Source organism: Streptomyces winkii (genome assembly GCF_032248595.1).
In the GTDB taxonomy this organism is placed as follows: Bacteria; Actinomycetota; Actinomycetes; order Streptomycetales; family Streptomycetaceae; genus Streptomyces; species Streptomyces winkii.
The window spans coordinates 152,972-174,229 of sequence record NZ_JASTTH010000003.1 but is presented as its reverse complement, the minus strand read 5'-3'; the positions used below and the strand labels follow the sequence as shown (position 1 = coordinate 174,229).

Genomic DNA, 21,258 nt, shown 5'->3' with positions numbered 1-21,258 from the left:
GGGAGATCCGCCGTCTCCCCGCACGGGTCCCCCACGCATCGGTGACCGAACTCCGAGCGCGGGAGTCACCGTTCCTTCCCACTCCCGAAGGAGACCGAGATGGCTGCACAGCCAGGCTTCGACCGCCGCGCACTGCTGCGCGGAGGTGTGGCGGCCACGGCCGCCGGTGCGATCGGCCTCGGCACCGCCGGTACCGCTCACGCCGCCGTGACGGCCCGTCCGCAGCGCACGTCCCGCACCAGGGCCGCGGAGCCGCGCATCTACAGCACCGAGGAGTGGGGCGCACGGCCCGCTTCGGGTGAGATCGTCGTCGAGGACCACGTACCGACCTTCATCGTCGTCCACCACACGGCAGACCCGGGCAACAGCGAGGACTACTCGCTGGAGCACGCGAAGCAGATCTGCCGGGACATCCAGGACCACCACATGGACGGCAACGGCTGGTCGGACACCGGCCAGCAGTTCACCAACTCCCGCGGCGGATTCCGCCTGGAGGGCCGCCACAAGAGCCTGTCCGTCGTCCGCGGCGGAACGCAGCACGTCCAGGGCGCCAACGTCGGCGGCCACAACAGCGAGGTCATCGGGATCGAGAACGAGGGTCTCTATACGGACGTGGACGTCCCCGCCGCCCTGTGGGACTCCCTGGTCCAGCTCGTCGCGTGGATCGCCTCCCAGTACGGCACGGACCTCGCGAACATCAAGGGCCACCGGGACTTCAACTCCACCGAGTGCCCCGGCAACGTCCTCTACGGGCGCCTCCAGGAGCTGCGCGACGCGGTCGGCAACGTCCTCGGCGTCTCCTCCCCCGACGCGAGCGAGGTGCTGGCCTGGCCGCTGCTGAAGCCCGGAGCCGCCGGCGCGCAGGTGCGGGCCGCCCAGTATCTGCTGCGCGAGAAGGGCTTCGAGGTCCCCGTGGACGGCGTCTTCGGTACGTCGACGAAGCGCGCCGTCGCCGAACTGGCCGGCCGGAACGGCGTCGAGCGCCACACCTGCTCGGCGGAGCTGCACAGCAAGACCGACGAGACCGGCTACCTCGGTTCGGACATCTGGCCCCTGATCACGCCGTCCGCCCGTCCGGAGCGCGGCGACGACGTGGACGAGGCCGTCCGCGTCCTGATGCGCAAGAACCGCAGCCGCACGAGTCTGCGGTCCGACGGGAACCTCTCACAGGCCGACTGGAAACGGCTGCTGTCCTGACGCGGCAGCCATGACGCGAGGGATGCGGCCGGGTCGCGCTCCCCGGCCGCATCCCTCGCTCTTCTCTGCTCCGGTCCGGCCCCTCTGCCGCTCCCCCTCGGGGCTCCCGGACGGTGTGCCGGGGCGGCTCTGCGATGCTGATCCGGTGCCGCCTCCGCCCCGGGAACCGCAGCCCGTCACGCCCGACCCGCCCGGCTCCACGTCGATGCCGCTGCTCACGCAGTCCTGGCTCGACCTGGCCTTCGTGCACTGGGCGGCCGACCCGGCCGTCGTCGCTCCCCTTCTGCCGCCGGGCACGGCACCGGACGTGCTGCACGGCACCACGTACGTCGGCCTCGTCGCCTTCCGCATGCACCGCGTGGGGTGGTTCCGCCTGCCCGGCGTCCCGTATCTGGGGAGCTTCCCCGAGACGAACGTGCGCCTGTACTCCGTGGACGCGCACGGGCGGCGCGGCGTGGTCTTCCGCTCGCTCGACGCCTCCCGTCTGATTCCGGTGACGGTCGCGCTCTCCGTGTTCCGGATGCCCTACCGGTGGTCGCGCATGTCGGTGCGGCGGCACGGCACGAGCATCACGTACACCAGCAGGCGCCGTTGGCCGGGGCCCCGCGGCGCGCGCTGCCGGATGACCGTACGGATCGGTGAACCGGTCCGGGAGCCCACCGAGCTCGAACACTTTCTGACGGCCCGCTGGGGCATGCACAACACGTTCTTCAACCGCTCGGTGTATCTCCCCAACGTCCACCCGCGGTGGCCGCTGCACCGGGCCGAACTGACCGAGTGCGACGAGGACTTGGTGACGGCGGCGGGGCTGCCCGCTCCGGTGGGCGAGCCGCTGAGCGTGCTGTACTCGCCGGGAGTGCCCGTGCGGTTCTCGCGTCCCGCCCGCCCCGCGGGCGTGCCGACTCCCTGAGCCGCGCACATCAGAGCGGGCCGCGCCGCAGCCGCACCCTGTAGGAGTACTGCTCCGGCAGGAAGTGACTCACCGCCAGCTCGACCCGCTCCCCCGACGCCGTCGCGTACAGCCGGTCGATCCGCAGCACCGGATGGCGAGGCTCGCAGCGCAGCTCCGCCGCGACCCGCTCGGGGGCGGCGGCGACCGTGATGCTCTGCTCGGCGTCCGTGACGGGCGCGGGCAGCCGCTCGTCCAGCAGCCCGAGGACGGTGACGGTGCCGACAGCTCCCTCCTCCGCGAGCTCCGGCACGGACCGCAGCGCCTCGCCGACCCGGGGCGGCAGCCACACGGCCGTATGGCAGAACGGCACGTCGTCGTGGAACCGCAGAAAGGCCGCGGTGTGCACCACGTCGCTCTCCAGCCGGAGCCTGCCCGCGGCGTCCACGTCGACCTGACGGCGCAGCGGGGACGACAGCCGCATGGTCGTGTCGACGGACAGGCTCATCAGGTCGTCGACCGAGCCGAACTGGCGCACGTAGCGGCTCCCGCGCGGCGCGGCGAACGTCCCGCGCCCGGGCACCCGGTGGACCAGCCCCTCCGCCACGAGGTCCTGGAAGGCCCGCCGCACGGTCTGCCGGCTGACCCGGTACGTACGCACCAGCTCGGCCTCCGTGGGCAGGCGCGCCCCCTCGGGGTAGCGGTGTGAGAGGAGGGCCGCCCGCAGATCGTCGGCGAGACCGCGGTACGCGGTGCGGGCACGCCCGGGCGCACCGGCGCGGGCGATGGCGGTGCCGGTTGCGTTACCGGTCGCGGGTGCGGTTGCGGGTGCGGGTCTGGCCCCGGGACTCGTCACGCGAAGGTCACCTCCGCTGTGGCGTGCGCGTCCTCGCGGCAACCGGCCACCCGCAGCCGCACATCGGGGCCGCCGTCACGACTGCCGCGGCCGTGCGCCGCCGCGCCCTCGCCGCACGTCAGCAGCCGCTCCCCGCAGAAGACGGGCTTGCGCAGCCGGTACGAGAGCGAGCGCACCCTCCGCCCCGGAGCCTCGCGCCGTACGAGCTCCAGCATCGACAGCACCAGCAGCGGCCCGTGGACGACCAGTCCCGGGTATCCCTCGGTGCCGGTCGTGTAGGGAGCGTCGTAGTGGATGCGGTGGGCGTTGGCGGTCAGGGCGCTGAACCGGAAGAGCAGGACGGGGTCGGTGCGCCACGGCGACTGCCAGGGGGCGCCGGCGGCCTCCGGTGCCGTGACGGTGTCCGGGACGAGCCCTTCCGGTACGGGCGCTCTGCCGCCGCTGCGGTAGACCAGGTCGGTCTCCTCCGTCACGCACACCGCACCGTCCTGCCGGTATTCGCCGCGTACGGTCACGAACAGCAGCCCGCCGCTCCGGCCCTCCTTGACCTCGATTCCGCCGACGGAGCTGGTCAGTTCGGCGGGACGGCCCAGGGTCAGCGGTGCCGTCACCTCCACGCGGCCGCCCGCGAACATCCGCCGCCGCTCCGGCAGCGGCGGCAGGAAGTGCCCGTCCCGTGGATGCCCGTCGCTGCCGAGCTCGTGCCGCGGCGGCCAGCGCAGGAAGTGCAGCCAGTGCCACAGCGGAGGAAGCGCCTGCCCGGCGGACGCCACGGGACCCGGCAGGCCGAGCACGGCCGACAGCGCCGCCGTGGGCCCCGGATCGAGCGCGTCCGTGCCGTGTACGGGAGCGGGCCGCCACGTACGGGCGATGTCCCGGAGGCCTTCCATGCCCCGGGCGCCGCCCGAGCCGCCGGTGATGGGCTCGGACACGGACATCCCTCGCTCTCCGGCGGTCGCATGGGGGGCGAGCCTGGCGGCCCGGTACGTACAAAGCGGGAACATTCTGTGGACAGCGCCGCCGAACCGTCAACGCCGGCGGACGTATTGGCACGTCATGACGGTGTTGACACCGCTCGCGATTTGGCCGTACAAATCGTGGACCACGACCGGCAAGGGTGGGAAGAGGGCCAGGCCGGGGCAGCGCGAGGCGGGGCGCCGGGCGAACGGAGAGTGGGCACATGAGCGACGTCCGGCCACTGGACGGCATCACCGTCGTCAGTCTCGAACAGGCCGTGGCCGCGCCCTTCGCCACTCGCCAGCTCGCGGACCTCGGCGCCCGTGTCATCAAGATCGAGCGCCCGGGCGGCGGCGACTTCGCGCGCCGCTACGACACGGCGGTGCACGGCCACTCCAGCTATTTCGTCTGGCTCAACCGCTCCAAGGAGTCCGTCACGCTCGACGTCAAGGACGAGCGGGGGCGTGCCGTGCTGGAACAACTCCTCGCCCTGGCCGATGTGTTCGTGAGCAATCTGGCGCCCGGCGCCGCCGGCAGGCTCGGCCTCTCCCCCGCCTCGCTCACCGCCGCGCACCCCCGCCTGATCCCCTGCACCGTCTCCGGCTACGGCACGAGCGGCCCATGGGCGGACCGCAAGGCCTACGACCTGCTGGTGCAGTGCCAGACCGGCCTCGTCTCGCTCACCGGCACCGGCGCCGAAGCCGCTCGGGCCGGTGTGTCCGTCGCGGACATCGCGGCGGGTATGTACGCGTACAGCGGCGTGCTGACCGCCTTGTTCACGCGCGCGACCACGGGCGTCGCCCGCCCCGTCGAGGTCTCGCTCTTCGAGGCGCTCGCCGAGTGGATGGGCCAGCCCGCCTACTACACCGCGCATACGGGCACGCAGCCGCCGCGACTGGGCACGCAGCACCCCACCATCGCCCCGTACGGCGCCTACACCGCGGCCGACGGCAAGGACGTGCTCTTCTCGATCCAGAACGAGCGCGAATGGGCCGCTCTGTGCACGGAGTTCCTTGAAGACGCCGACCTGGCCTCGGATCCGCGCTTCGCCACCTCCTCCGCCCGCGTCGCGCACCGGGACGAGCTGAACGCCGTCGTCGCCGAGCGCTTCGCACGCTCCCCCTCCGGGGAGATCATGGACGTCCTCGACCGGATCGGCGTCGCGTGCGCCGGGGTCAACTCGGTCGCGGAGTTCCTCGACCACCCGGTGCTCGGCGGGCGCGACCGCTGGCGTGAAGTGGCCGTCCCCGGGGGCGAGTCGGTGCGGGCGCTGCTGCCGCCGGTCGATCTCGCCGGGACGAGCGCACGCATGGATCCGGTGCCCGCGCCGGGCGAGCACACGGCGGCCGTCCTCGGCGAACTCGGGTACTCCGCGGACGCCGTGGAGGAGCTGCGGGCCGCCGCCGTCGTCTGACGCGGGGCCGCGGCCTCCGGGCATACGCAGTCCCCGTGCCCGCTCGGCCCCCGGCCCCCGGCCCCCGGCCCCCGGCCCCATGGTGGACAGGCCCAGCTCCGCGACGCCCCGGCGAAGCGACCGGCCCCGCTCTCCCGGGAGGCGGGCCGTCACCTGCGGGTCTATCGTCACAGACATGGGCTCCGGCGAACCCCGCTACGACATCCTTCTGCAACCGCAGACGGCCGACCTCGAGGGTCACCCGGAGCACGGTCCGGTGCTCCGGGTGATCACCGTGCGGGCGACGGGCGCGCACGGCGGGACCGGATATCCGCGGTACGTGGGCGAAGGGGTGGAGGCGGACATCGATCCGCTGACCCGCACGGTCGAGGCGATCACCCTCGACGGCGAGGAACTCCCGTACGGATGGGTCGCGGAGGTGGCCGAGGAGGACGGGGCCGACGACGCCGCGGCCGGCTGACAGTAGGCCCAGCCCGGCCCGGCCCCGCGTTTTCCCCGGTCGGTCTCAGACGCCGCTGCCCGCGAAGACGCCGTCGGCGGCGAAGGCCCGCTTGGCGAAGCGTTCGCCGATGCGGCGGTGCGTGGCGGCGTCCGGATGGAGCTCGTCGGGCAGCGGCAGCTCGGCGGAGTCCGCCGCACCGTAGAGCTCGCGGCCGTCGAGGTAGTGCAGGTTCGGGTCCTCCTCCGCGCGCTGGGCGACGATCCGGGCCAGCTCGTCCCGTATGACGTTCAGGGTGAGCTTTCCGCTCGCTCGCTCGGCCGGGTCTCCTGTGGCCCGGAACCTCAGCTGCCCGGTGGCGGCGCCGGAGAAGTCCGGCGCGCTGGGCCCCGGGGTGTCCTCGTGGATGGGGCACAGGATGGGCGAGACGACCAGCAGCGGTGTGGTGGGGTGCCCTTCGCGGACGGTGTCCAGGAAGCCGTGAACGGCCGGGGCGAACGTCCGCAGCCGCATGACGTCGCCGTTGACCAGGTTGATCCCGACCTTGACGCTGATCCAGTCCGCCGGGGTCTCCCGGAGCGTCCGGGCGGTGAACGGGTCGAGCATCGCGCTGCCGCCCAGGCCCAGATTGATCAGCTCGACCCCGCCGAGGGAGGCGGCGAGCGCGGGCCAGGTCGTGGTGGGACCGGCCGCCTCGGAGCCCTGGCTGACCGAGCTGCCGTGGTGGAGCCACACCCCGCGGCCCCGGTCCGGGGCGGGTTCGACGGGTGCGTCGGTGCGCAGCGCGAGGAGCCGGGTGGTCTCGTTGTGCGGTAGCCAGATCTCGACGTCCTTGACGCCGCCGGGCAGCCCGGTGAAGCGCAAGGTGCCCGGTTGCCCGGGACTGCTCTCCGCGGTTCCGGCGGTCATGTCGATGGTCAAGGTGTCGCCGCCCGTGACGGAGGCCCGGCCGAACGGGCGGCCGTCGACGAGGAGTTCGTACACGCCGTCAGGGCGCGGGGGCGCTCCCACGTAGACCCTCTTGGTGGGCAGCGTGTCCATTTCCAGGGCGGTGGCCCTCGTACGGAAGACCAGCCGCACGCCGGAGGGCTGGGACTCGGCCATGGCCAGCTGTGCGTCGGAGTACTGGGCGCGGGCCCAGGCAGGCAGCCGGTGCGGCAGCACGCCCCGGTCCGTGTGCTCCAGATCGAGCGCGCCGCGCACGAGGTCCGCGGTGAAAGGTGTGGTGATCCAGTCGTCCTTGGTGTTCATGGCCTCAACTCGACGGTCGGCATGTGGGATTTTGGGTGAACTGCCCGGCGCCGGGGGCGTGTTCGCGGGTTCGGGCGCCTGCCGGGGCGGACGGGCAGGGAGGAGGTCAGGCGTCGGGCCAGTTCCGCAGCAGGGCGTCGAGGGCGTCCTGAATCCTCGACCACGTCTCCTGCGTGTCGGGCGCGCTGTGGTCGAATCCTCCGCCCAGCTCCAGGCTGACGTAGCCGTGGAAGACGCTGCCGAGCAGCCGCACGGCGTGCGTCTGGTCCGGCTCCCCCAGGTCGTAGCCGCGCAGGATCGCCCGCGTCATCTGTGCGTGCCTGCCGCCCGCGCTGGCCTTGGCCGTCGCCGGGTCGAGCCGCATCTGGGCCGCGGCGTAGCGGCCGGGGTGCTCCCGCGCGTAGTCGCGGTAGACGTCCGCCAAGGCGGTCAGGGCGTCCTTGCCTGCCCGCCCGGCGAGCGCCGCGGCGCCCCGGTCTGCCATCTCCTCCAGCGCGAGCAGGGCGATCTCGGTCTTGAGGTCCTGCGAGCTCTTCACGTGCGAGTACAGGCTCGCGACCTTGACGTCGAACCGCCTGGCCAGCGCCGAGACGGTGACCTGAGCGAAGCCGACCTCGTCGGCCAGCTCCGCACCCGCCTCGGCCAGGCGTTCCCTGGTCAGTCCTACGCGCGCCATCACACCTCTCCCGGTCAGCAGACTCGATTATGCAGCAGCCTAATACCTTTAGGCAAATCAGTATGAGCATTACCGAGCTGCCGACTGGGCGACGGATCCCGCTTCCCCCGACCGCCTCCCCCAACAGCGGCCGTACGACGACCAGTTCACGTCTCCGCACCACCGACCCGCCCCCTCCAGGAGCCGGTTCGGCTGTCGGAGACGGCCAGGGCCTGCCCGGCGGATCTTGTGACTGTCGTGGTATCGCGGATGTGCAGGCTGCGCGAGATTCCGAAGAACGAGACATGTGGTTCTGTGTCTCGGCCGCATCTTTGCCTCGTCAACGTGCGCGACGGTGTGCTCGCGCCTTCCTCAACCGGAGCGCCGCGATCATGGCAGGCAGAACCACCGCCGTGAGCGCGAGGAAGGTGTCGGAGTACGCCGGCGCTTCGTCGGTGTAGAGGGGATTGACCGCATCCTGCCCGCCTGCCTGCCGGGCCGAGAGCAGGGCTCCGAAGAGCGCCGGTCCCGCACCCGCACCAAGGAACTGGGCGCCTTGGAAGATACCCACGCCGACACCGACCCGCTCAGGCGGCAGGAGGTGACTCACCGCGCTGGTGACGAGAGTGACGAGCACACCGAAACCGGCGCCGAGTCCGAGGACTGCCAGCCCTGCCAGCACCGGGGACGCGCCCACCGCGAGCGTGGACAGGAACAACGTCGACAGACCGATTGCCGTGAGCCCGAGGAACGCCGCGGTGCCCTCGTTGGCTCCACGGGCGCCGATCCGTCCGGCTACTGGTGACACCACCGCAAGAGCAAGTCCTCCTGGAATCATGACCAGACTCCCCTGGCCGGGCGTGAGGCCATTGACGTCGATGACGAGGATCGACACCAAGACCAGCGTCGCCATGTTCACCAACATCGCGAAAAAGATCACCACGATCGCCATGACGTAGCCACGGTTGGCGAACAGCGACGGCGGCACGAACGGATGCGTAGCGGTACAGGTTCGCCAGGCGAACAGAGCTGCCAGCATCACGCCGGCCGACATGACGCCCCAGGAGGACGGCGAGCCGGCTCCCGCGCCCTCGGCCTGCGTGACACCGAACAGCAGCAGACCGGCGCCAAGCCCGAGCAGGGCGCCGCCGAGCAGGTCGAAGGGATGCCGATCATCAGGCGAGTCGTCAGTGACGACGCGCCGGACGGCGGGGATCAGGACCAGCGCGGCGATCGTCATGAGCCAGAACACCGCCGGCCATCCCAGCAGTTGCCCCAGTGTCCCACCTACCGCAGGTCCGCTCGCCGTACCGACGCCTGCGGCGGCACCGATGACCCCGACACCCACTGCCGTCTTCTCGCGGGGCAGCAGTCGCGTGGCGGCCACGATCGCGAGCACCGGTATCGCTGCTCCGCCGGCCCCCATGACGATCCTGCCGAGCACGAGAATCAACAGACCTGGCGCCAGGGCGCAGATCAGGCTGCCGACCCCGAAGGCTGCCAGCGCGGTCGTGAACAGCTGGCGCAAACTGAAGCGGTCCGCGACCCGGCCGTACACCGGGATACCGATGGAGCACACCAGCAGAAATCCGGTCACGACCCAGGCCACCTGAGCCGTTGACGCCGTGAACTGCTCGGCGATGACGGGAAGGACGAGCGAGACCATGTCAGCGGCGATGGGGATCAACATCATCGCGGGAGCGAGCACGAGTAGCAGCCGAGGCATCGGGACCGCGGTGCTCACGGACTCCGGAGCTGAAGTCACGGGAATCTCCGTTCTTACTGTAACCATGCTGGTGACAGTTGTGGGCAAAGATGCGGGCGGAGGGATTCCTCCGCCCGGCAGGTCTTGCTAGCGACTTCTGGACGTGGTGCGCTCGCGCTGATGCATGTGGCGAAGCATGTCGGCAATGCTCGTCCGGGCGAGGCGATCTTCCATCGCATCCTGAGCCGCCGCGAATTCGACCTCCAGCACCGACTGCATGTGCCGCCCGATCACACAGCTCTGGTTTGGCGGGTGAGCGTGTACAGGCAATACCGATGCGCCGTCCTCAGCGGCAGCGTAAACGTCGTAGAGGCTCACCTCCGCGGCTGGTTTCGCGAGCCGCCAGCCGCCGCCACTGCCTTCGACCGCCGCGACCAGACCGTTGTCCCGCAGCAGTCCGAGGATGCGACGCACCAGTGCCGGATTGCTGTCCAGGCTCTCCGCGATCTTCGCTGACGACTGGAGGCCGTCCTGCTCCCATCGAGCCAGAAACGTCAAGGCGTGAACCGCCACCGCGGTCCGACTGCTGACACCCATCTCTGTCCTTCGCTCGACAAATCTGTAACTATGCTAGTTACAGTTCGTCCGAGGGGTCAACCAGGGCCTGCCCGGCGGATCACGGGACGGAGCTAAGGCCTGTCCGGCGGATCATGTTCGGAGCCAGAGCCTCATCGCGGCGAACGTGATCGTGCCGTGGGAAGACGTAGGCGCGTTTGTCGTATCCCGTTGCGATGGCCCGGAAGTTCTTGAGGCGGTTGATCGTCCGCTCAACTTCGTTGCGGCGCCTGTAGATCGCCGTGTCGAATCCAGTGGGCCGACCGCCTTTGCTCCCGCGGTGTCGGCGGTGGGCTCGCTGAACGCTCGTGATCAATACACCTAGCGCCCCTGCCTGTCGGCCCGCAGCCGCACCTGCTCGGCCAGCCGGTCGAGGCTCTCGTCGAGCGCGACGGTCACCTCGTTGTCCGGGGGCGCGAGCCCCTCGTCGAAGAAGGAGAGATGCACGGTGACCGCGCTCGCGCCGTCGCTGATCCCCTCCACCTGGAGCCAGCCCTCGTAGCGCCCGTCGTCCCGCGTGCCCCACTCCAGGCGGAGCTCGTCCCGCCGGGCACGCAGCAGCGCGGGGGCGTCCCTGCCGGTGTCGTCGTCGTGCACGGTGACGGCGGGCGGCTCCTCGCGGCGCACGTGCAGCTCCCGTGGAAGCCACGTCTCGATCTGGTCGACGTCGCCGGCCTGCGCGAAGACGTCTTCCGGGGGCGCCGCGACCGTACGGGAACGCTCGTATTCGCTCATCGGCTCCAGGTTCCCGGCCGCCGACGGACAAAACGGACACGGGGTGAGCCGAGGTGCCGCGGTGCCCAAGGGGAACGTCTCCGGCCGCGCGATCGGCCAGGCGCGCGTGCCGTCACGCCGTGCGCACCCCCGCACGGGTCACGTCCGCGATCCGCTGCGCCGCGTCCGTACGGAACAGCGCGCGGCCACGCCCGACGCGTAGCTCGCGTACCGGCCCCGGGCTCACGACCTTCTCCAGGGCATTCGCCAACTCCCCCTCGTCCCCGGCGAGTTCGGTCACGCCCGCCGCGACCATCTCCCGTATGCCCTCCGCACCGTGACCGGGAAGCGGACGGTATCCGATCACGGGAAGCCCGGTCGCGAGCGCCTGCGCGGCGGTCTGGCCCGCCGCGTTGTCGACGAGCGCGTGCGCGGCCGCCATCAGCTCCGCCATGCTCTCGACCCAGCCCAGCGCGATCGCCCCGGGCACCGACGCGGCCCGGCGCCGCAGCCGCTCGTCCCGGCCGCACAGCAGTACGGGGCAGAATCCGTGCGCCACCAACTGCCGTGCCGTGCCCGGCAGTCCGGCCCCCACGCCCCACGCCCCGGCGGAGAGCAGCACCAACGGCCGCCCGGGAGCGAGCCGTTCGAACTCGCGGTGCCAGTGTCCGTACCGTCCCTCCCCCGTCCGTGCCGCGTACGACTCGGAGAACCGCTCCGGGACCACGGGCCCGGTCGCCTCCGCCGCCCTGCCCGTGACCGCCTCCGCGGTGCGTGCCGCGGATTCGGTGACGCACAGGTGCATGTCATTGCCCGGGTGGAGCCAGCCGCGGTGCACGGCGAAGTCGACGACCGTCACGACGCTCGGGACGTCCAGCACTCCGCGCGTCCGCAGCCTTCCCGTCACCTGGGCGGACAGATGGAACGTCGAGATCACGGCGTCGGGCTCCCAGCGGTCCACGACGTCCATCAGCGCACGCTCCGCGAGCGCCGCGAGAGGCGCGCTGCCCGGCCGCGCCACCGCACCCGCGCCGCCGTCCGGCCCGCTCCGTCCGCGCTGCCCGTCCGGTCCGGCCGCGAGGAACGCGGCGTAGATCCACGCGTAGAGCTGCGGGACGTGCCGGACCGCCCCCCGGTAACCCGCGCGGAGTGCCGGTCCGACCCCCGGGGGGAGCAGTGCCAGCACATCCTGGATCCGCGCCGAGTGGCCACGGGCCCGCAGCCGCTCGGCGAGTTCGCCGGCGACCGCGTCATGGCCCGCGCCCATGCTCGCGCTCAGCAGCAGAAACCGTTGCCGCACTGTTCTCCGCCCCTCCGTCGATCGGCACCGGGCTCACGGCACGGCGCCCGTACGGAGTGGCTGGGTGCCGCGTTACGGGTGCCGCGAACCGGGCCCGATCGAGTGATTCGGGCTGCTGTGCGAAGGAAGCCCCACAGGCGGCTGCGGCCGATAGCCAGCATTCTGGGAGTCCTGCTCCTGATCACCCGGAGGGTGTCATGTTCGAGGGTTCTGGGCGGCTTGTGGCGCACGGCACGCAGCGGCCGGTAGCGCTCATCACCGGCGCCTCGTCGGGCATCGGCACGGCCGTCGCCGAGCAGCTCGCGGCGGAGGGCAGCTGGCGCCTGCTGCTGAACGGACGTGACGAGGAGCGGCTCGGGGACGTCGCGGTACGCACCCGGGGCACAGCTCTGCCCGCGGACGTCACGGACCCGGAGGCCAGGGCCCGCCTCGCGCGCGAGGCGCTGGCGCACGGCGGACGCGTCGACGCCCTCGTCGCCGGGGCGGGCATCGGCTGGGCCGGGCCGTTCACGGCGCAGCCCGTCGAGTCCATCGACCGGCTGCTCGCGGTCAACCTCTCGGCCGTCGTGCACCTGGTGCGGCTGCTGCTGCCCGGCATGGTCGCCCGCCGCCGGGGCCGCATCGTGCTCATCGGCTCCATGGCGGGAAGCGTGGGCGTACGCGACGAGGCGGTCTACGCGGCGACGAAGGGCGGCCTGATCGCCTTCGCGAACAGCCTCCGATACGAGCTGTCCCCCACCGGTGTGCGGGTGTCGGTCGTGATGCCGGGCGCCGTGGACACCCCCTTCTTCGGGCGGCGCGGGTCGCCCTACCACCGTTCGAGGCCCCGGCCCGTGCCGCCCGCCCAGGTCGCGGAGGTCGTCCGCAGGGCCCTGGTCCGCGGACGGCCCGACTCGTACGTGCCCGGCTGGCTGGGCGTCCCCGCCCGGCTGCACGGCGCGGCTCCCGGTGTCTTCCGCTCCCTCGCCCAGCGCTTCGGCTAGGAGTCACTGCGACGTGTTGCTCCTCGCGGTAAGTGTCTTCCTCGCACTGCTGGCGGCCCTGGCCAACGCCGCCGCCTCCGTACTGCAACGCCGTGCGGCGGCTGCGGAACGGCTCGCGCCCAGCGGAAGGCGCCTCTCCTGGCTCACCCACCTCCTGCACCGGCCGGTGTGGATGTGGGGTTCGGCGATGCTCGTCTTCTCCGGGATCTTCCAGGCGGGGGCGCTGGCCACCGGGCCGCTCGCCGTCGTGCAGCCCGTGATGGCCACGGAGCTGCTGTTCACGCTCGTCGTGGGCAGCGTCTTCTTCCACCGCCGCCCCGACGCCCGTGCGTGGTCTGCGTTCATCGCGATGGTGCTGGGCCTCGCGGTCTTCCTGGTGCTGGTGCACCCCTCGGTGGGCACGACGCGGGTTCCCGTCGGACGGTGGCTGACGGTGGGCGCGGTCGTGCTGACCCTCGCTATCGGGCTGATCGTCCTCGCGACGCGGCTGCCGTCCTCGCCGCGCGCGACGGTGCTGGGGACGGCGACTGCGTTCGGGTTCTCCGGTACGGCGGCGCTGATGAAGGACGCGGTCGCCCGGCTCTCCGACGGACTGGTGGCGCTGCTGACGGCTTGGCAGACCTACGCCGTCGGCGTGGTCGGGCTGGCCAGCTTCCTGCTGCTTCAGATGACGCTGCGCGCGGGAACGCTGGTGGCCTCCCAGCCCGCCCTGACCCTGGGCGACTCGCTGATGAGTCTCGTACTGGGGGCGGTGCTCTTCGACGAGCATCTGCGGCTGGGCCTGCTCGTCCTACCGGAGTTGGGGGCGCTCGCCCTGGTCGGCGCGGGCAGCTTCCAGCTGGCGAGAACACCGGAGGTCTCGGGCGACCACAAGGGGGAAGTGTGGTAAACACCGCAGCGTCGAGCCGTACCGTCCGCGCCGCACGCGCCTCGCACCCCGCGCGGGAGGGCGCGCTGTGGGCCGGGATCGCCGCGCTCGCCGGTGCGGGCTGGCACCTGGGTCCGGCGGCGAGCTGGCTGCCCGGAGTACGAAGAGTGGTCAGCCCCGGTCTCGACGGCCGCGGGGACCCGGAACATGTGGCGCTCACCTTCGACGACGGGCCGGACCCGCTCAGCACGCCGTACTTCCTGGAGGAGCTGGAACGGCTCGAAGCGCGTGCCACCTTCTTCGTGCTCGGGAACCGCCTGGAGCGCTATGCCCAGTTGGGGAAGCGCATCGTGGCGGAAGGGCACGAACTGGCCGTGCACGGCTGGCGTCACGAGCGGTTCTGGCGTCCGCGGCCGCGCGGGGACGTACGCGACCTGGCGCGGGCGACGGACACCGTGCAGGGCGTCTCCGGCACGCGGCCCCTCTGGTACCGGCCGCCCTACGGCGTGCTGACCGCGACCCGGCTCGCGGCGGCGCGGCGGCTGGGTCTGCGCCCCGTGCTGTGGACGGCGTGGGGCCGGGACTGGACCGCGAAGGCCGACGTGGACAGCGTCCTCGCGGAACTGGCGAAGCGCATGAGCGGCGGCGCGACCGTACTGCTGCACGACTCCGACCACGCGTGCGCCCCGGGGGCGTGGCACTCGGCCCTGGACGCGCTGCCGCACCTGGTGATGCGGTGCCGGGCCGAGGGGCTGACGGTGGGGCCGCTGGCGGAACACGGCCTGCGCACCACGTGACGTCGTCCCCTCGGGACCCGGCGCCTCGAAGGTCGGAGCCGGGGGGCGCGGGCGCGGTGCACCGGCTCAGCAGATGCGGGGCAGCTGCTCCCCCAGCGGCAGGTCGACCACGCGTGTGCCGCCGAGTCCCGTACGGGCGACGACCATGCCGGGGTGCGCCTCGACGCACTCGCCGATCACGGCCGCCTCGGTGCCCAGGGGATGCTCACGCATGGCCGCGAGCACCGCGTCCGCGTGTTCGCGGGGGACGAAGGCGACGAGCTTGCCCTCGTTCGCGACGTACATCGGGTCGAGGCCCAGCACGGCGCATGCGTTGGCGACCGGCGGCGGCACCGGCACCGCCTTCTCCTCCAGCACCACGCCGACGGTCGCCGCCACCGCGATCTCGTTGAGCGCCGCCGCGAGCCCGCCCCGTGTCGGGTCGCGCAGCACGTGCAGATCCGGGGTGACGGCGAGCATCGCCTCGACGAGACCGCCCAGCGCGGCGCAGTCGCTCTCGACCTCCACCCCGAACTCCAGCCCCTCGCGCACGCTCATCACGGCGACGCCGTGCGCGCCGATCTCGCCGCTGACGATCACGACGTCACCGGGTACGGCGCGCTGCGGGCGGATGTCGACGCCCTCGGGGATGAGGCCGATGCCCGCGGTGTTGAGGTAGATGCCGTCGCCGTGGCCGGCCTCGACCACCTTGGTGTCTCCCGTGGCGACCTCGACGCCCGCGGTGCGCGCGGCAGCCCCGAGCGCTTCGGCGACCCGGGAGACCAGCGGCACCTCGACGCCCTCCTCCAGGATGAAGCCGCAGGAGAGATAGGCGGCCCGCGCGCCGCTCATGGCGAGGTCGTTGACGGTGCCGTTGACGGCGAGATCGCCGAGGCTGCCGCCGGGGAAGAACAGCGGCCGCACGACGAAGGAGTCGGTGGAGAAGGCCAGCCTCGCCCCGCCGAGCGTGAGGACGGCCGAGTCGGACAGCCCGGCCAGCAGGTCGCCGCCGAAGGCGGGCGCGAAGATGTGCTGGACGAGTTCGGAGGAGAGCGCTCCCCCGCCGCCGTGGCCCATCACGACGCGGGGCTGGCCGCGCAGCGGCGCCGGGCAGGTCCAGCCGGAGAAGTCCGGCGCGGCGGGATCGGCTGCGGGCTCGGCGAGGCCGGTCGTCTCAGACAACGGTGCTCCCCTCCAGGGACGCGGACGGGGACGCGGATGGGGACGCGGCCGCGGGTGCCGTGGCCGCCACGTCCGGTGTACGGGGCCCGCCGACCGCTGCGCCCGGCGCTGACGCTGCGTTCGCCGGCTCCTTCGTGCCCCTGCCCGCGCCCCCCAGCCGCCGGTAGAGGTAGTACGCGGCACACGCCCCCTCGCTGGAGACCATCGTCGCGCCGAGCGGTGTACGGGGAGTGCACGCGGTGCCGAAGGCCTCGCACTCGTGCGGCTTGAGGAGCCCTTGCAGCACCTCGCCGCTGCGGCACTCCGCGGGCTCGCGGGTGTCGATGCCCGACACGGAGAAGCGGTACTCGGCGTCGAACTCCCGGTAGCGCGGGGCGAGTCGCCAGCCGCTGTCCGGGATCACGCCGATGCCGCGCCAGGAGCGGTCGGCGACCTCGAAGATGTCGGCGAGCATCGCCCTCGCCGCCGGGTTGCCCTCCGGCGGCACCACACGCGCGTACGCGTTCTCGACGGTGTGCTCACCGCGCTCCAACTGCCGTACTGTGCGCCGGACTCCTTCCAGTACGTCGAGCGGCTCGAAGCCCGTCACGACGATCGGCACCCTGAACCGCTCGCCCAGGGCCGGGTATTCACCGGTGCCCATCACGCTGCACACGTGCCCCGCGGCGAGGAACCCCTGCACCCGGCACGACTCGGAGCGCATGATCGCCTCGATGGCCGGCGGGACGCGGACGTGCGAGACCAGCAGGCTGAAGTTCCGGATGCCCAGCTTGTGCGCCTGATGCACCGTCATCGCGTTGGGCGGCGCGGTCGTCTCGAACCCGATGCCGAAGAAGACGACTTCGCGCTCGGGGTTCTGCTGCGCGATGCGCAGCGCGTCCAGCGGCGAGTAGACCACCCGGACGTCGCCGCCCTCGCTGCGGACCTGGAAGAGGTCGCGGCCCGTGCCGGGCACGCGCAGCATGTCGCCGTAGCTACAGAAGATCACGTCGGGGCGTGAGGCGATCTCCAGGGCCTTGTCGATGACCTCCAGCGGAGTGACGCACACGGGGCACCCCGGTCCGTGGATCAACTCCACCTCGTCGGGCAGCAGTTGGTCGATGCCGTGCCGGATGATGGAGTGCGTCTGGCCGCCGCACACCTCCATCAGCGCCCAGGGTCTGGTGACGGTCGCGTGGATGTCCGCCAGGAGCCTGCGCGCGAGCTCGGGGTCCTGGAATTCGTCGATGTACTTCATTTCGCCGCCTCCTGTGCAGCAAGCTCCCAGGGGTCGCCGAACTCCTCCTCCAGCAACCCGAGTTCCTCGAACAGCGCGAGCGTCTGCCGCGCCGACTCCTCGTCCAGCCGCTGGAGCGCGAAGCCGACGTGGACGATGGCGTATTCGCCGGCCCGCAGATCCGGCAGATACTCGCAGCACACCTCCTTCGCCACGCCGCCGAAGTCGACCGTGGCCATTCGGGTGCCGTCCCGCTCGTTGATCTCCAGCACCTTGCCGGGTACCGCCAGGCACATGGTGTTTCTCCTCGCTCTTCGGGTCGGTCGGGAGGGGGTTGACGCCCCGGTGTCGTCTCAGCGGGCCGTCCGGGACCGGCTCTCGGCGCCGGGTGCGTCCGGTACGTCCGATGCGTCCGCGCGGGCCGCGATCATCAACTGGCCCAGGGCGAGGCCTCCGTCGTTCGGAGGCACGAGACGGTGCCGCAGCACCGTGAAGCCGTCCTCGCTCAGCAGTCGCGCACAGGCCCCGGACAGCAGCGAGTTGGCGAAGACGCCGCCGCTCAGCGCGACCGTCCCCAGCCGGTGCCGCTCGCGGGCGATGCGGCACACCCGCAGGACGAGCCCCGCGACGGAACGGTGGAACCGCGCCGCGGTCGCCCCGGCGGGCACACCGGCCCGTACGTCCGCGACGATGCCCGCGAGCACCGGTGCCGGGTCGCACGCGAGGGTCTCCGCCGCGGTCGTACGGAGCGTGAACGCCCAGTCGGGACGGTCCCGACGAACCGAACCGCCGCCCGGCTTCCCCGCGTTGCCGTCGTCTTCCTCGTTCCCCTCGTTCCCCTCGTTCTCTTCGTTCTCTTCGCGGTTCTCCTCGTAGTCCACGGCCGCCGCCTCCAGCTCCATGGCCGCCTGCGCCTCGTAGCCCGCGTCATGGCACACCCCCGCGAGCGATGCCGCTGCGTCGAAGAGCCGGCCCATGCTGGAGGTGGGCGTACAGCCCAGCTCGCGCTCCAACTGGACGGCGAGCGCCTTGCGTTCGTCCTCGGGGCAGGCGGCGGTGCACGGCAGGTCCGGGTCCCAGGGCAGGCCCGCCGCGTAGAGATGGGCGAGAGCCATGCGGTACGGGCGGCGTACCGCCGCGTCGCCGCCGGGCAGTAGCACCGGGCTCAGATGCGCCAGCCGCCGGTAGCCGTCGTAGTCGGCGAGGAGGAACTCGCCGCCCCACACGGTCGCGTCGTCCCCGTACCCGGTGCCGTCGAAGGCGACGCCGATGACGGGAGCGGTCCCGTCGAGCCCGTGCTCCGCCATGACGGAGGCGATGTGCGCGTGGTGGTGCTGTACGCGGTGCAGCGGCCGTCCGTTCGCGTTGCGCTCGGCCCAGCCCGAGGAGCGGTATCCCGGGTGTCTGTCGGCGGCGAGCAGCGCGGGCCGTACCCCGGTGATCTCCTCCAACTGCCGTTCCGCACGCGCGAATGCGGTGAGGGTCGCCAGATCGTCCATGTCGCCGATGTGCGCGGAGAGCCACGCGTGATGGCCCTCCCCCGCGCAGAAGGTGTTCTTCAGATCGCCGCCCACCGCGAGCGCGGCGGTCACCGGCCTCGGCAGATTGACGGGGAAGGGCGCGTAGCCGCGGGAGCGGCGCACGGGCACCTGCTCGCCGCCCGCGACTCTCACGACCGAGTCGTCGCAGGGCACATGGATCGGCCGGTCGTGCATCAGCCAGGCGTCGGCGAGCGGCGCGAGCCTCTCCAGCGCGTCCTCGTCGGAGGTGACGATCGGCTCGCCGCCGAGGTTGCCGCTCGTCATCACCAGCAGCCGCGGACCCGGCGGGTCGCCGGGAAGTCCGAGGAGCAGATGGTGCAGCGGCGTGTACGGCAGCATGATCCCCAAGTCGGCGCTGCGCGGCGCCACTTCGTCCGCGACGGCCACCGCCGGCTCCGTACCGTCCGGGCGGCCCGTACCGTCCGCCTGGTCCCTGCGGCGGCGCAGCAGCACGATGGGACGGCGCCCTCCGCTGAGGAGGCCGCGTGCGACGGCGTCCATGTGCACGAGCCGCCCGGCGTCGTCCAGATCGCGCACCATGAGTGCGAACGGCTTGTCTCCGCGGGCCTTTCGACGGCGCAGCAGACGCACGGCGCCGGAGTTCGAGGCGTCGCAGGCGAGGTGGTAACCGCCGAGGCCCTTGACCGCCACGATCGCGCCCTCGGCCAGCAACTCCCGTGCGGCGGCGACGGGTTCGCGGCCCTCCGTACGGCGGGCGGCCCCCGCGCCGTCGCCCGCACCCGGTACGTGCAGCCGCAGCCGTGGGCCGCAGTCGTGGCACGAGACGGGCTGCGCGTGGAAGCGGCGGTCCGCGGGGTCGGCGTACTCCTGCGCGCACCGCTCACACATGCGGAAGCGGTCCATGGTGGTGTGCGCGCGGTCGTACGGCAGCCCGGTGACGATCGTGAAGCGGGGGCCGCAGTGCGTACACGTGATGAAGGGGTGGCGGTGGCGCCGGTCGGCGGGGTCGCACATCTCCGCGAGGCAGTCGGCGCAGGTCGCGGTGTCGGGAGCGACGAGCGTACGGACGGTGCCGCCGCTGCCGCGCGACTCCGCGATGCTGAATCCGCGGCCGCCTGACGGGGTCATCGGCTCGTGCGTCACCGACTGGACCACGGCCAGCGGGGGCGCGTCGGAGGTGATGCGGCCGCAGAATGCCTCGACCGCCTCGGGCCCGCCCTCGACCTCGGCGACGACCCCGTCCCCGGTGTTGGCGACCTGTCCGGAGAGGCCGAGCTCGCAGGCGAGCGCGTACACGAAGGGCCGGAAGCCGACACCCTGCACGACGCCCCGAACGGTCACCTTGCGCCGCAGCGCCGCGCCGGCAGGTGCTGCGCCGGTGGGTTCGGTGCCTTCCGCGCCGGCGTTCTGCGTACCGGAGCGTGCCGCGGTCGCGGTGCCGCGCTGCGGGTTCACGAGTAGCTGCGGGCCGGGACACCCGCGGCCCGTGTCTGCGGGCGGGCGGTGTGCGCGTGGGTGCGCGAGTGCTGGTGCGCGTGCCCGTGCGCCGCCCCCTCCCCCTCACCGGAACTCTCCCCGGAACGCTCGCCGGTCCGGGTGCGTGCCATCACCGGCCGGTGCGCCTCGGCCCCTCCGGCGACGGCCAGCGCCCGCTCCAGCACCAGGCCGACGCCCCTCCCGCGGCGCGCGGAGGTGATCACCACCTCGACGCCCGGGTTGATCTGCCGCACGTTGGCGCGGAACGCGTCCTCGTCGAATCCGGCCGCCTCGGCGATGTCGTCCTTCGTGACGACCACGAGCTGCGCGAGCCCGAACGCCGTGGGGTACTTCAGCGGCTTGTCCTCTCCCTCCGTCACCGACGCGAGGACGACGCGCAGCGACTCCCCCAGGTCGTACGAGGCCGGGCAGACGAGGTTGCCGACGTTCTCCACGAACAGCAGCCGCGTGCCGCCGGGCAGCCAGCCCTCCAGCTGAGCGCCGAGCATCTCGGCCTCCAGATGGCACAGCCCGTCCGTGAGCACCTGCTTGACGGGGACGCCGGCGCGGGCGAGGCGCTCCGCGTCGTGCTCCGTTGCCAGGTCCGCCGTCAGCGCCGCCACGGGCACACCGCGCGAGGCGGCCAGAGCGAGCTCCGCTTCGAGCAGCGCTGTCTTGCCGCTGCCGGGGCTGGAGAGGAGGTTGACGACCGTGGTTCCGCGGGCGGACAGCTCCGTGCGCAGCGCGGCGGCGCGCTCGTCGTTCTTCACGAGCACCGCCTGTTGCAGATCGAGGACTCGGCACATGCGTCTCAGCTCTCCTTGGCCTGTACGGGGGCGGGGTGGGCGGCGCCGGCGTCACATGCGCCGCCGTGGCGGAGTCCGGTGATCCGCAGCTCACGTCCCGACAGCAGCTCGGTCTCGCCCCCTTCGCACAGCGGGCAGCACAGCTGCGGCGGCGTGCCGGTGGCCCACTCCGCTCCGCAGGGCGCGCAGCGGGCACGGCCCGGCACGTGGTCGATGAGGAGTTCGGCGCCGTCGAGCACGGTTCCGGCGCACGCGAGCGAGAAGCAGAAGTGCAGCGATTCGGCCACCACACCGGCCAGTTCGCCGAGCCGCAGCCGTACGGCGGTCACCGTCCCGTAGCCGTCCGCAGCGGGGGTCTCCGTCACCTGCTCCACCATCGCCACGGCGATGGACATCTCGTGCATCTCATCCCTCCGCTTCGCGGTTCATTACAGGCCCGGGCCCTCGGGGCGCTTCC

Annotated in this window: 21 protein-coding genes and 1 pseudogene; 7 read left to right on the top strand and 15 right to left on the bottom strand. The window is 72.4% G+C overall.

Annotated elements, in window-relative coordinates:
- The first annotated feature begins 99 nt into the window (after positions 1–99).
- On the top strand, positions 100–1,197 hold the full coding sequence (locus QQM67_RS09265; protein WP_314173190.1) for a peptidoglycan recognition protein family protein: 1,098 nt from the start codon (positions 100–102) through the stop codon (positions 1,195–1,197).
- 145 nt (positions 1,198–1,342) lie between these two features.
- Positions 1,343–2,107, top strand: coding sequence for a YqjF family protein (locus QQM67_RS09260; RefSeq protein WP_314173189.1), 765 nt, complete (start codon positions 1,343–1,345; stop codon positions 2,105–2,107).
- A 10-nt stretch (positions 2,108–2,117) separates the two neighbouring features.
- On the opposite strand, the gene QQM67_RS09255 is transcribed toward QQM67_RS09260, so the two are convergent.
- Entirely contained in the window at positions 2,118–2,942 is an 825-nt protein-coding gene (locus QQM67_RS09255) for a GntR family transcriptional regulator (protein WP_314173188.1), read from the bottom strand.
- Positions 2,939–3,874 (bottom strand): hypothetical protein, encoded by a 936-nt coding sequence (locus QQM67_RS09250; RefSeq protein WP_314173187.1) that lies wholly within the window; start codon positions 3,872–3,874, stop codon positions 2,939–2,941. The genes QQM67_RS09255 and QQM67_RS09250 overlap by 4 nt, the downstream gene beginning before the upstream one ends.
- Positions 3,875–4,122: 248 nt before the next feature.
- On the opposite strand from QQM67_RS09250, the gene QQM67_RS09245 reads away from it, so the two are divergent.
- Positions 4,123–5,313: a CaiB/BaiF CoA transferase family protein gene (locus tag QQM67_RS09245; RefSeq protein ID WP_314173186.1), complete on the top strand. Its 1,191-nt coding sequence runs from the start codon at positions 4,123–4,125 to the stop codon at positions 5,311–5,313.
- Positions 5,314–5,488: 175 nt separating this feature from the next.
- Complete coding sequence (locus QQM67_RS09240) at positions 5,489–5,773, top strand: hypothetical protein (RefSeq protein WP_314173185.1); 285 nt, start codon at positions 5,489–5,491, stop codon at positions 5,771–5,773.
- A gap of 45 nt (positions 5,774–5,818) precedes the next feature.
- Here the strand turns inward: QQM67_RS09240 and QQM67_RS09235 are convergent, their stop codons facing one another.
- The 7 genes and pseudogenes from QQM67_RS09235 to QQM67_RS09205 form a co-directional block, all read right to left on the bottom strand.
- Positions 5,819–7,003: a GDSL-type esterase/lipase family protein gene (locus tag QQM67_RS09235; RefSeq protein WP_314173184.1), complete on the bottom strand. Its 1,185-nt coding sequence runs from the start codon at positions 7,001–7,003 to the stop codon at positions 5,819–5,821.
- Positions 7,004–7,109: 106 nt separating this feature from the next.
- A complete protein-coding gene (locus tag QQM67_RS09230; protein WP_314173183.1) occupies positions 7,110–7,679 on the bottom strand; it encodes a TetR/AcrR family transcriptional regulator in 570 nt (189 codons plus the stop codon).
- Positions 7,680–7,998: 319 nt separating this feature from the next.
- On the bottom strand, positions 7,999–9,402 hold the full coding sequence (locus QQM67_RS09225) for an MFS transporter (protein WP_314173182.1): 1,404 nt from the start codon (positions 9,400–9,402) through the stop codon (positions 7,999–8,001).
- A gap of 108 nt (positions 9,403–9,510) precedes the next feature.
- Positions 9,511–9,960 (bottom strand): Rrf2 family transcriptional regulator, encoded by a 450-nt coding sequence (locus tag QQM67_RS09220; protein ID WP_314173181.1) that lies wholly within the window; start codon positions 9,958–9,960, stop codon positions 9,511–9,513.
- A gap of 111 nt (positions 9,961–10,071) precedes the next feature.
- A pseudogene (locus QQM67_RS09215) lies at positions 10,072–10,279 on the bottom strand (IS5/IS1182 family transposase); the annotation flags it as partial.
- Positions 10,280–10,299: 20 nt separating this feature from the next.
- Positions 10,300–10,713, bottom strand: coding sequence for an SRPBCC family protein (locus tag QQM67_RS09210; RefSeq protein WP_314173180.1), 414 nt, complete (start codon positions 10,711–10,713; stop codon positions 10,300–10,302).
- Positions 10,714–10,825: 112 nt separating this feature from the next.
- Complete coding sequence (locus tag QQM67_RS09205; RefSeq protein ID WP_399066351.1) at positions 10,826–11,959, bottom strand: MGDG synthase family glycosyltransferase; 1,134 nt, start codon at positions 11,957–11,959, stop codon at positions 10,826–10,828.
- Between the two features lie 230 nt (positions 11,960–12,189).
- Between QQM67_RS09205 and QQM67_RS09200 the strand changes: the two genes are divergently transcribed.
- From QQM67_RS09200 to QQM67_RS09190, 3 genes are read left to right on the top strand one after another with little or no spacing between them, the layout of a single operon-like run.
- Complete coding sequence (locus tag QQM67_RS09200; protein WP_314173178.1) at positions 12,190–12,975, top strand: SDR family NAD(P)-dependent oxidoreductase; 786 nt, start codon at positions 12,190–12,192, stop codon at positions 12,973–12,975.
- A gap of 13 nt (positions 12,976–12,988) precedes the next feature.
- Complete coding sequence (locus QQM67_RS09195) at positions 12,989–13,864, top strand: DMT family transporter (RefSeq protein ID WP_314173177.1); 876 nt, start codon at positions 12,989–12,991, stop codon at positions 13,862–13,864.
- Positions 13,858–14,640, top strand: a complete 783-nt coding sequence (locus QQM67_RS09190; protein ID WP_399065944.1) for a polysaccharide deacetylase family protein — start codon at positions 13,858–13,860, stop codon at positions 14,638–14,640. The genes QQM67_RS09195 and QQM67_RS09190 overlap by 7 nt, the downstream gene beginning before the upstream one ends.
- A gap of 66 nt (positions 14,641–14,706) precedes the next feature.
- Here QQM67_RS09190 and hypE read toward each other — a convergent pair whose 3' ends face one another.
- From hypE to QQM67_RS09160, 6 genes are all read right to left on the bottom strand, one after another.
- A complete protein-coding gene (hypE, locus tag QQM67_RS09185) occupies positions 14,707–15,801 on the bottom strand; it encodes a hydrogenase expression/formation protein HypE (RefSeq protein ID WP_314173176.1) in 1,095 nt (364 codons plus the stop codon).
- Positions 15,794–17,038, bottom strand: a complete 1,245-nt coding sequence (gene hypD / locus QQM67_RS09180; RefSeq protein WP_314173175.1) for a hydrogenase formation protein HypD — start codon at positions 17,036–17,038, stop codon at positions 15,794–15,796. Before hypD ends, hypE begins: the two co-directional genes overlap by 8 nt.
- A complete protein-coding gene (locus QQM67_RS09175) occupies positions 17,035–17,313 on the bottom strand; it encodes a HypC/HybG/HupF family hydrogenase formation chaperone (RefSeq protein ID WP_314173174.1) in 279 nt (92 codons plus the stop codon). Before QQM67_RS09175 ends, hypD begins: the two co-directional genes overlap by 4 nt.
- Positions 17,314–17,370: 57 nt before the next feature.
- Entirely contained in the window at positions 17,371–19,872 is a 2,502-nt protein-coding gene (gene hypF / locus QQM67_RS09170; RefSeq protein WP_314173747.1) for a carbamoyltransferase HypF, read from the bottom strand.
- A gap of 98 nt (positions 19,873–19,970) precedes the next feature.
- A complete protein-coding gene (gene hypB, locus QQM67_RS09165) occupies positions 19,971–20,801 on the bottom strand; it encodes a hydrogenase nickel incorporation protein HypB (RefSeq protein ID WP_314173173.1) in 831 nt (276 codons plus the stop codon).
- Between the two features lie 5 nt (positions 20,802–20,806).
- On the bottom strand, positions 20,807–21,205 hold the full coding sequence (locus tag QQM67_RS09160; RefSeq protein ID WP_314173172.1) for a hydrogenase maturation nickel metallochaperone HypA/HybF: 399 nt from the start codon (positions 21,203–21,205) through the stop codon (positions 20,807–20,809).
- Between the last annotated feature and the right edge of the window lie 53 nt (positions 21,206–21,258).

Excerpts from the sequence above, each read along its gene's own strand:
- QQM67_RS09265 (WP_314173190.1), top strand. The coding sequence starts at position 100 with ATGGCTGCACAGCCAGGCTTCGACCGCCGCGCACTGCTGCGCGGAGGT.
- QQM67_RS09245 (WP_314173186.1), top strand. The coding sequence starts at position 4,123 with ATGAGCGACGTCCGGCCACTGGACGGCATCACCGTCGTCAGTCTCGAA.
- QQM67_RS09240 (WP_314173185.1), top strand. The coding sequence starts at position 5,489 with ATGGGCTCCGGCGAACCCCGCTACGACATCCTTCTGCAACCGCAGACG.
- QQM67_RS09235 (WP_314173184.1), bottom strand. The coding sequence starts at position 7,003 with ATGAACACCAAGGACGACTGGATCACCACACCTTTCACCGCGGACCTC.
- QQM67_RS09230 (WP_314173183.1), bottom strand. The coding sequence starts at position 7,679 with ATGGCGCGCGTAGGACTGACCAGGGAACGCCTGGCCGAGGCGGGTGCG.
- QQM67_RS09220 (WP_314173181.1), bottom strand. The coding sequence starts at position 9,960 with ATGGGTGTCAGCAGTCGGACCGCGGTGGCGGTTCACGCCTTGACGTTT.
- QQM67_RS09210 (WP_314173180.1), bottom strand. The coding sequence starts at position 10,713 with ATGAGCGAATACGAGCGTTCCCGTACGGTCGCGGCGCCCCCGGAAGAC.
- QQM67_RS09205 (WP_399066351.1), bottom strand. The coding sequence starts at position 11,959 with ATGGGCGCGGGCCATGACGCGGTCGCCGGCGAACTCGCCGAGCGGCTG.
- QQM67_RS09200 (WP_314173178.1), top strand. The coding sequence starts at position 12,190 with ATGTTCGAGGGTTCTGGGCGGCTTGTGGCGCACGGCACGCAGCGGCCG.
- hypD (WP_314173175.1), bottom strand. The coding sequence starts at position 17,038 with ATGAAGTACATCGACGAATTCCAGGACCCCGAGCTCGCGCGCAGGCTC.
- QQM67_RS09175 (WP_314173174.1), bottom strand. The coding sequence starts at position 17,313 with ATGTGCCTGGCGGTACCCGGCAAGGTGCTGGAGATCAACGAGCGGGAC.
- hypB (WP_314173173.1), bottom strand. The coding sequence starts at position 20,801 with ATGTGCCGAGTCCTCGATCTGCAACAGGCGGTGCTCGTGAAGAACGAC.
- QQM67_RS09160 (WP_314173172.1), bottom strand. The coding sequence starts at position 21,205 with ATGCACGAGATGTCCATCGCCGTGGCGATGGTGGAGCAGGTGACGGAG.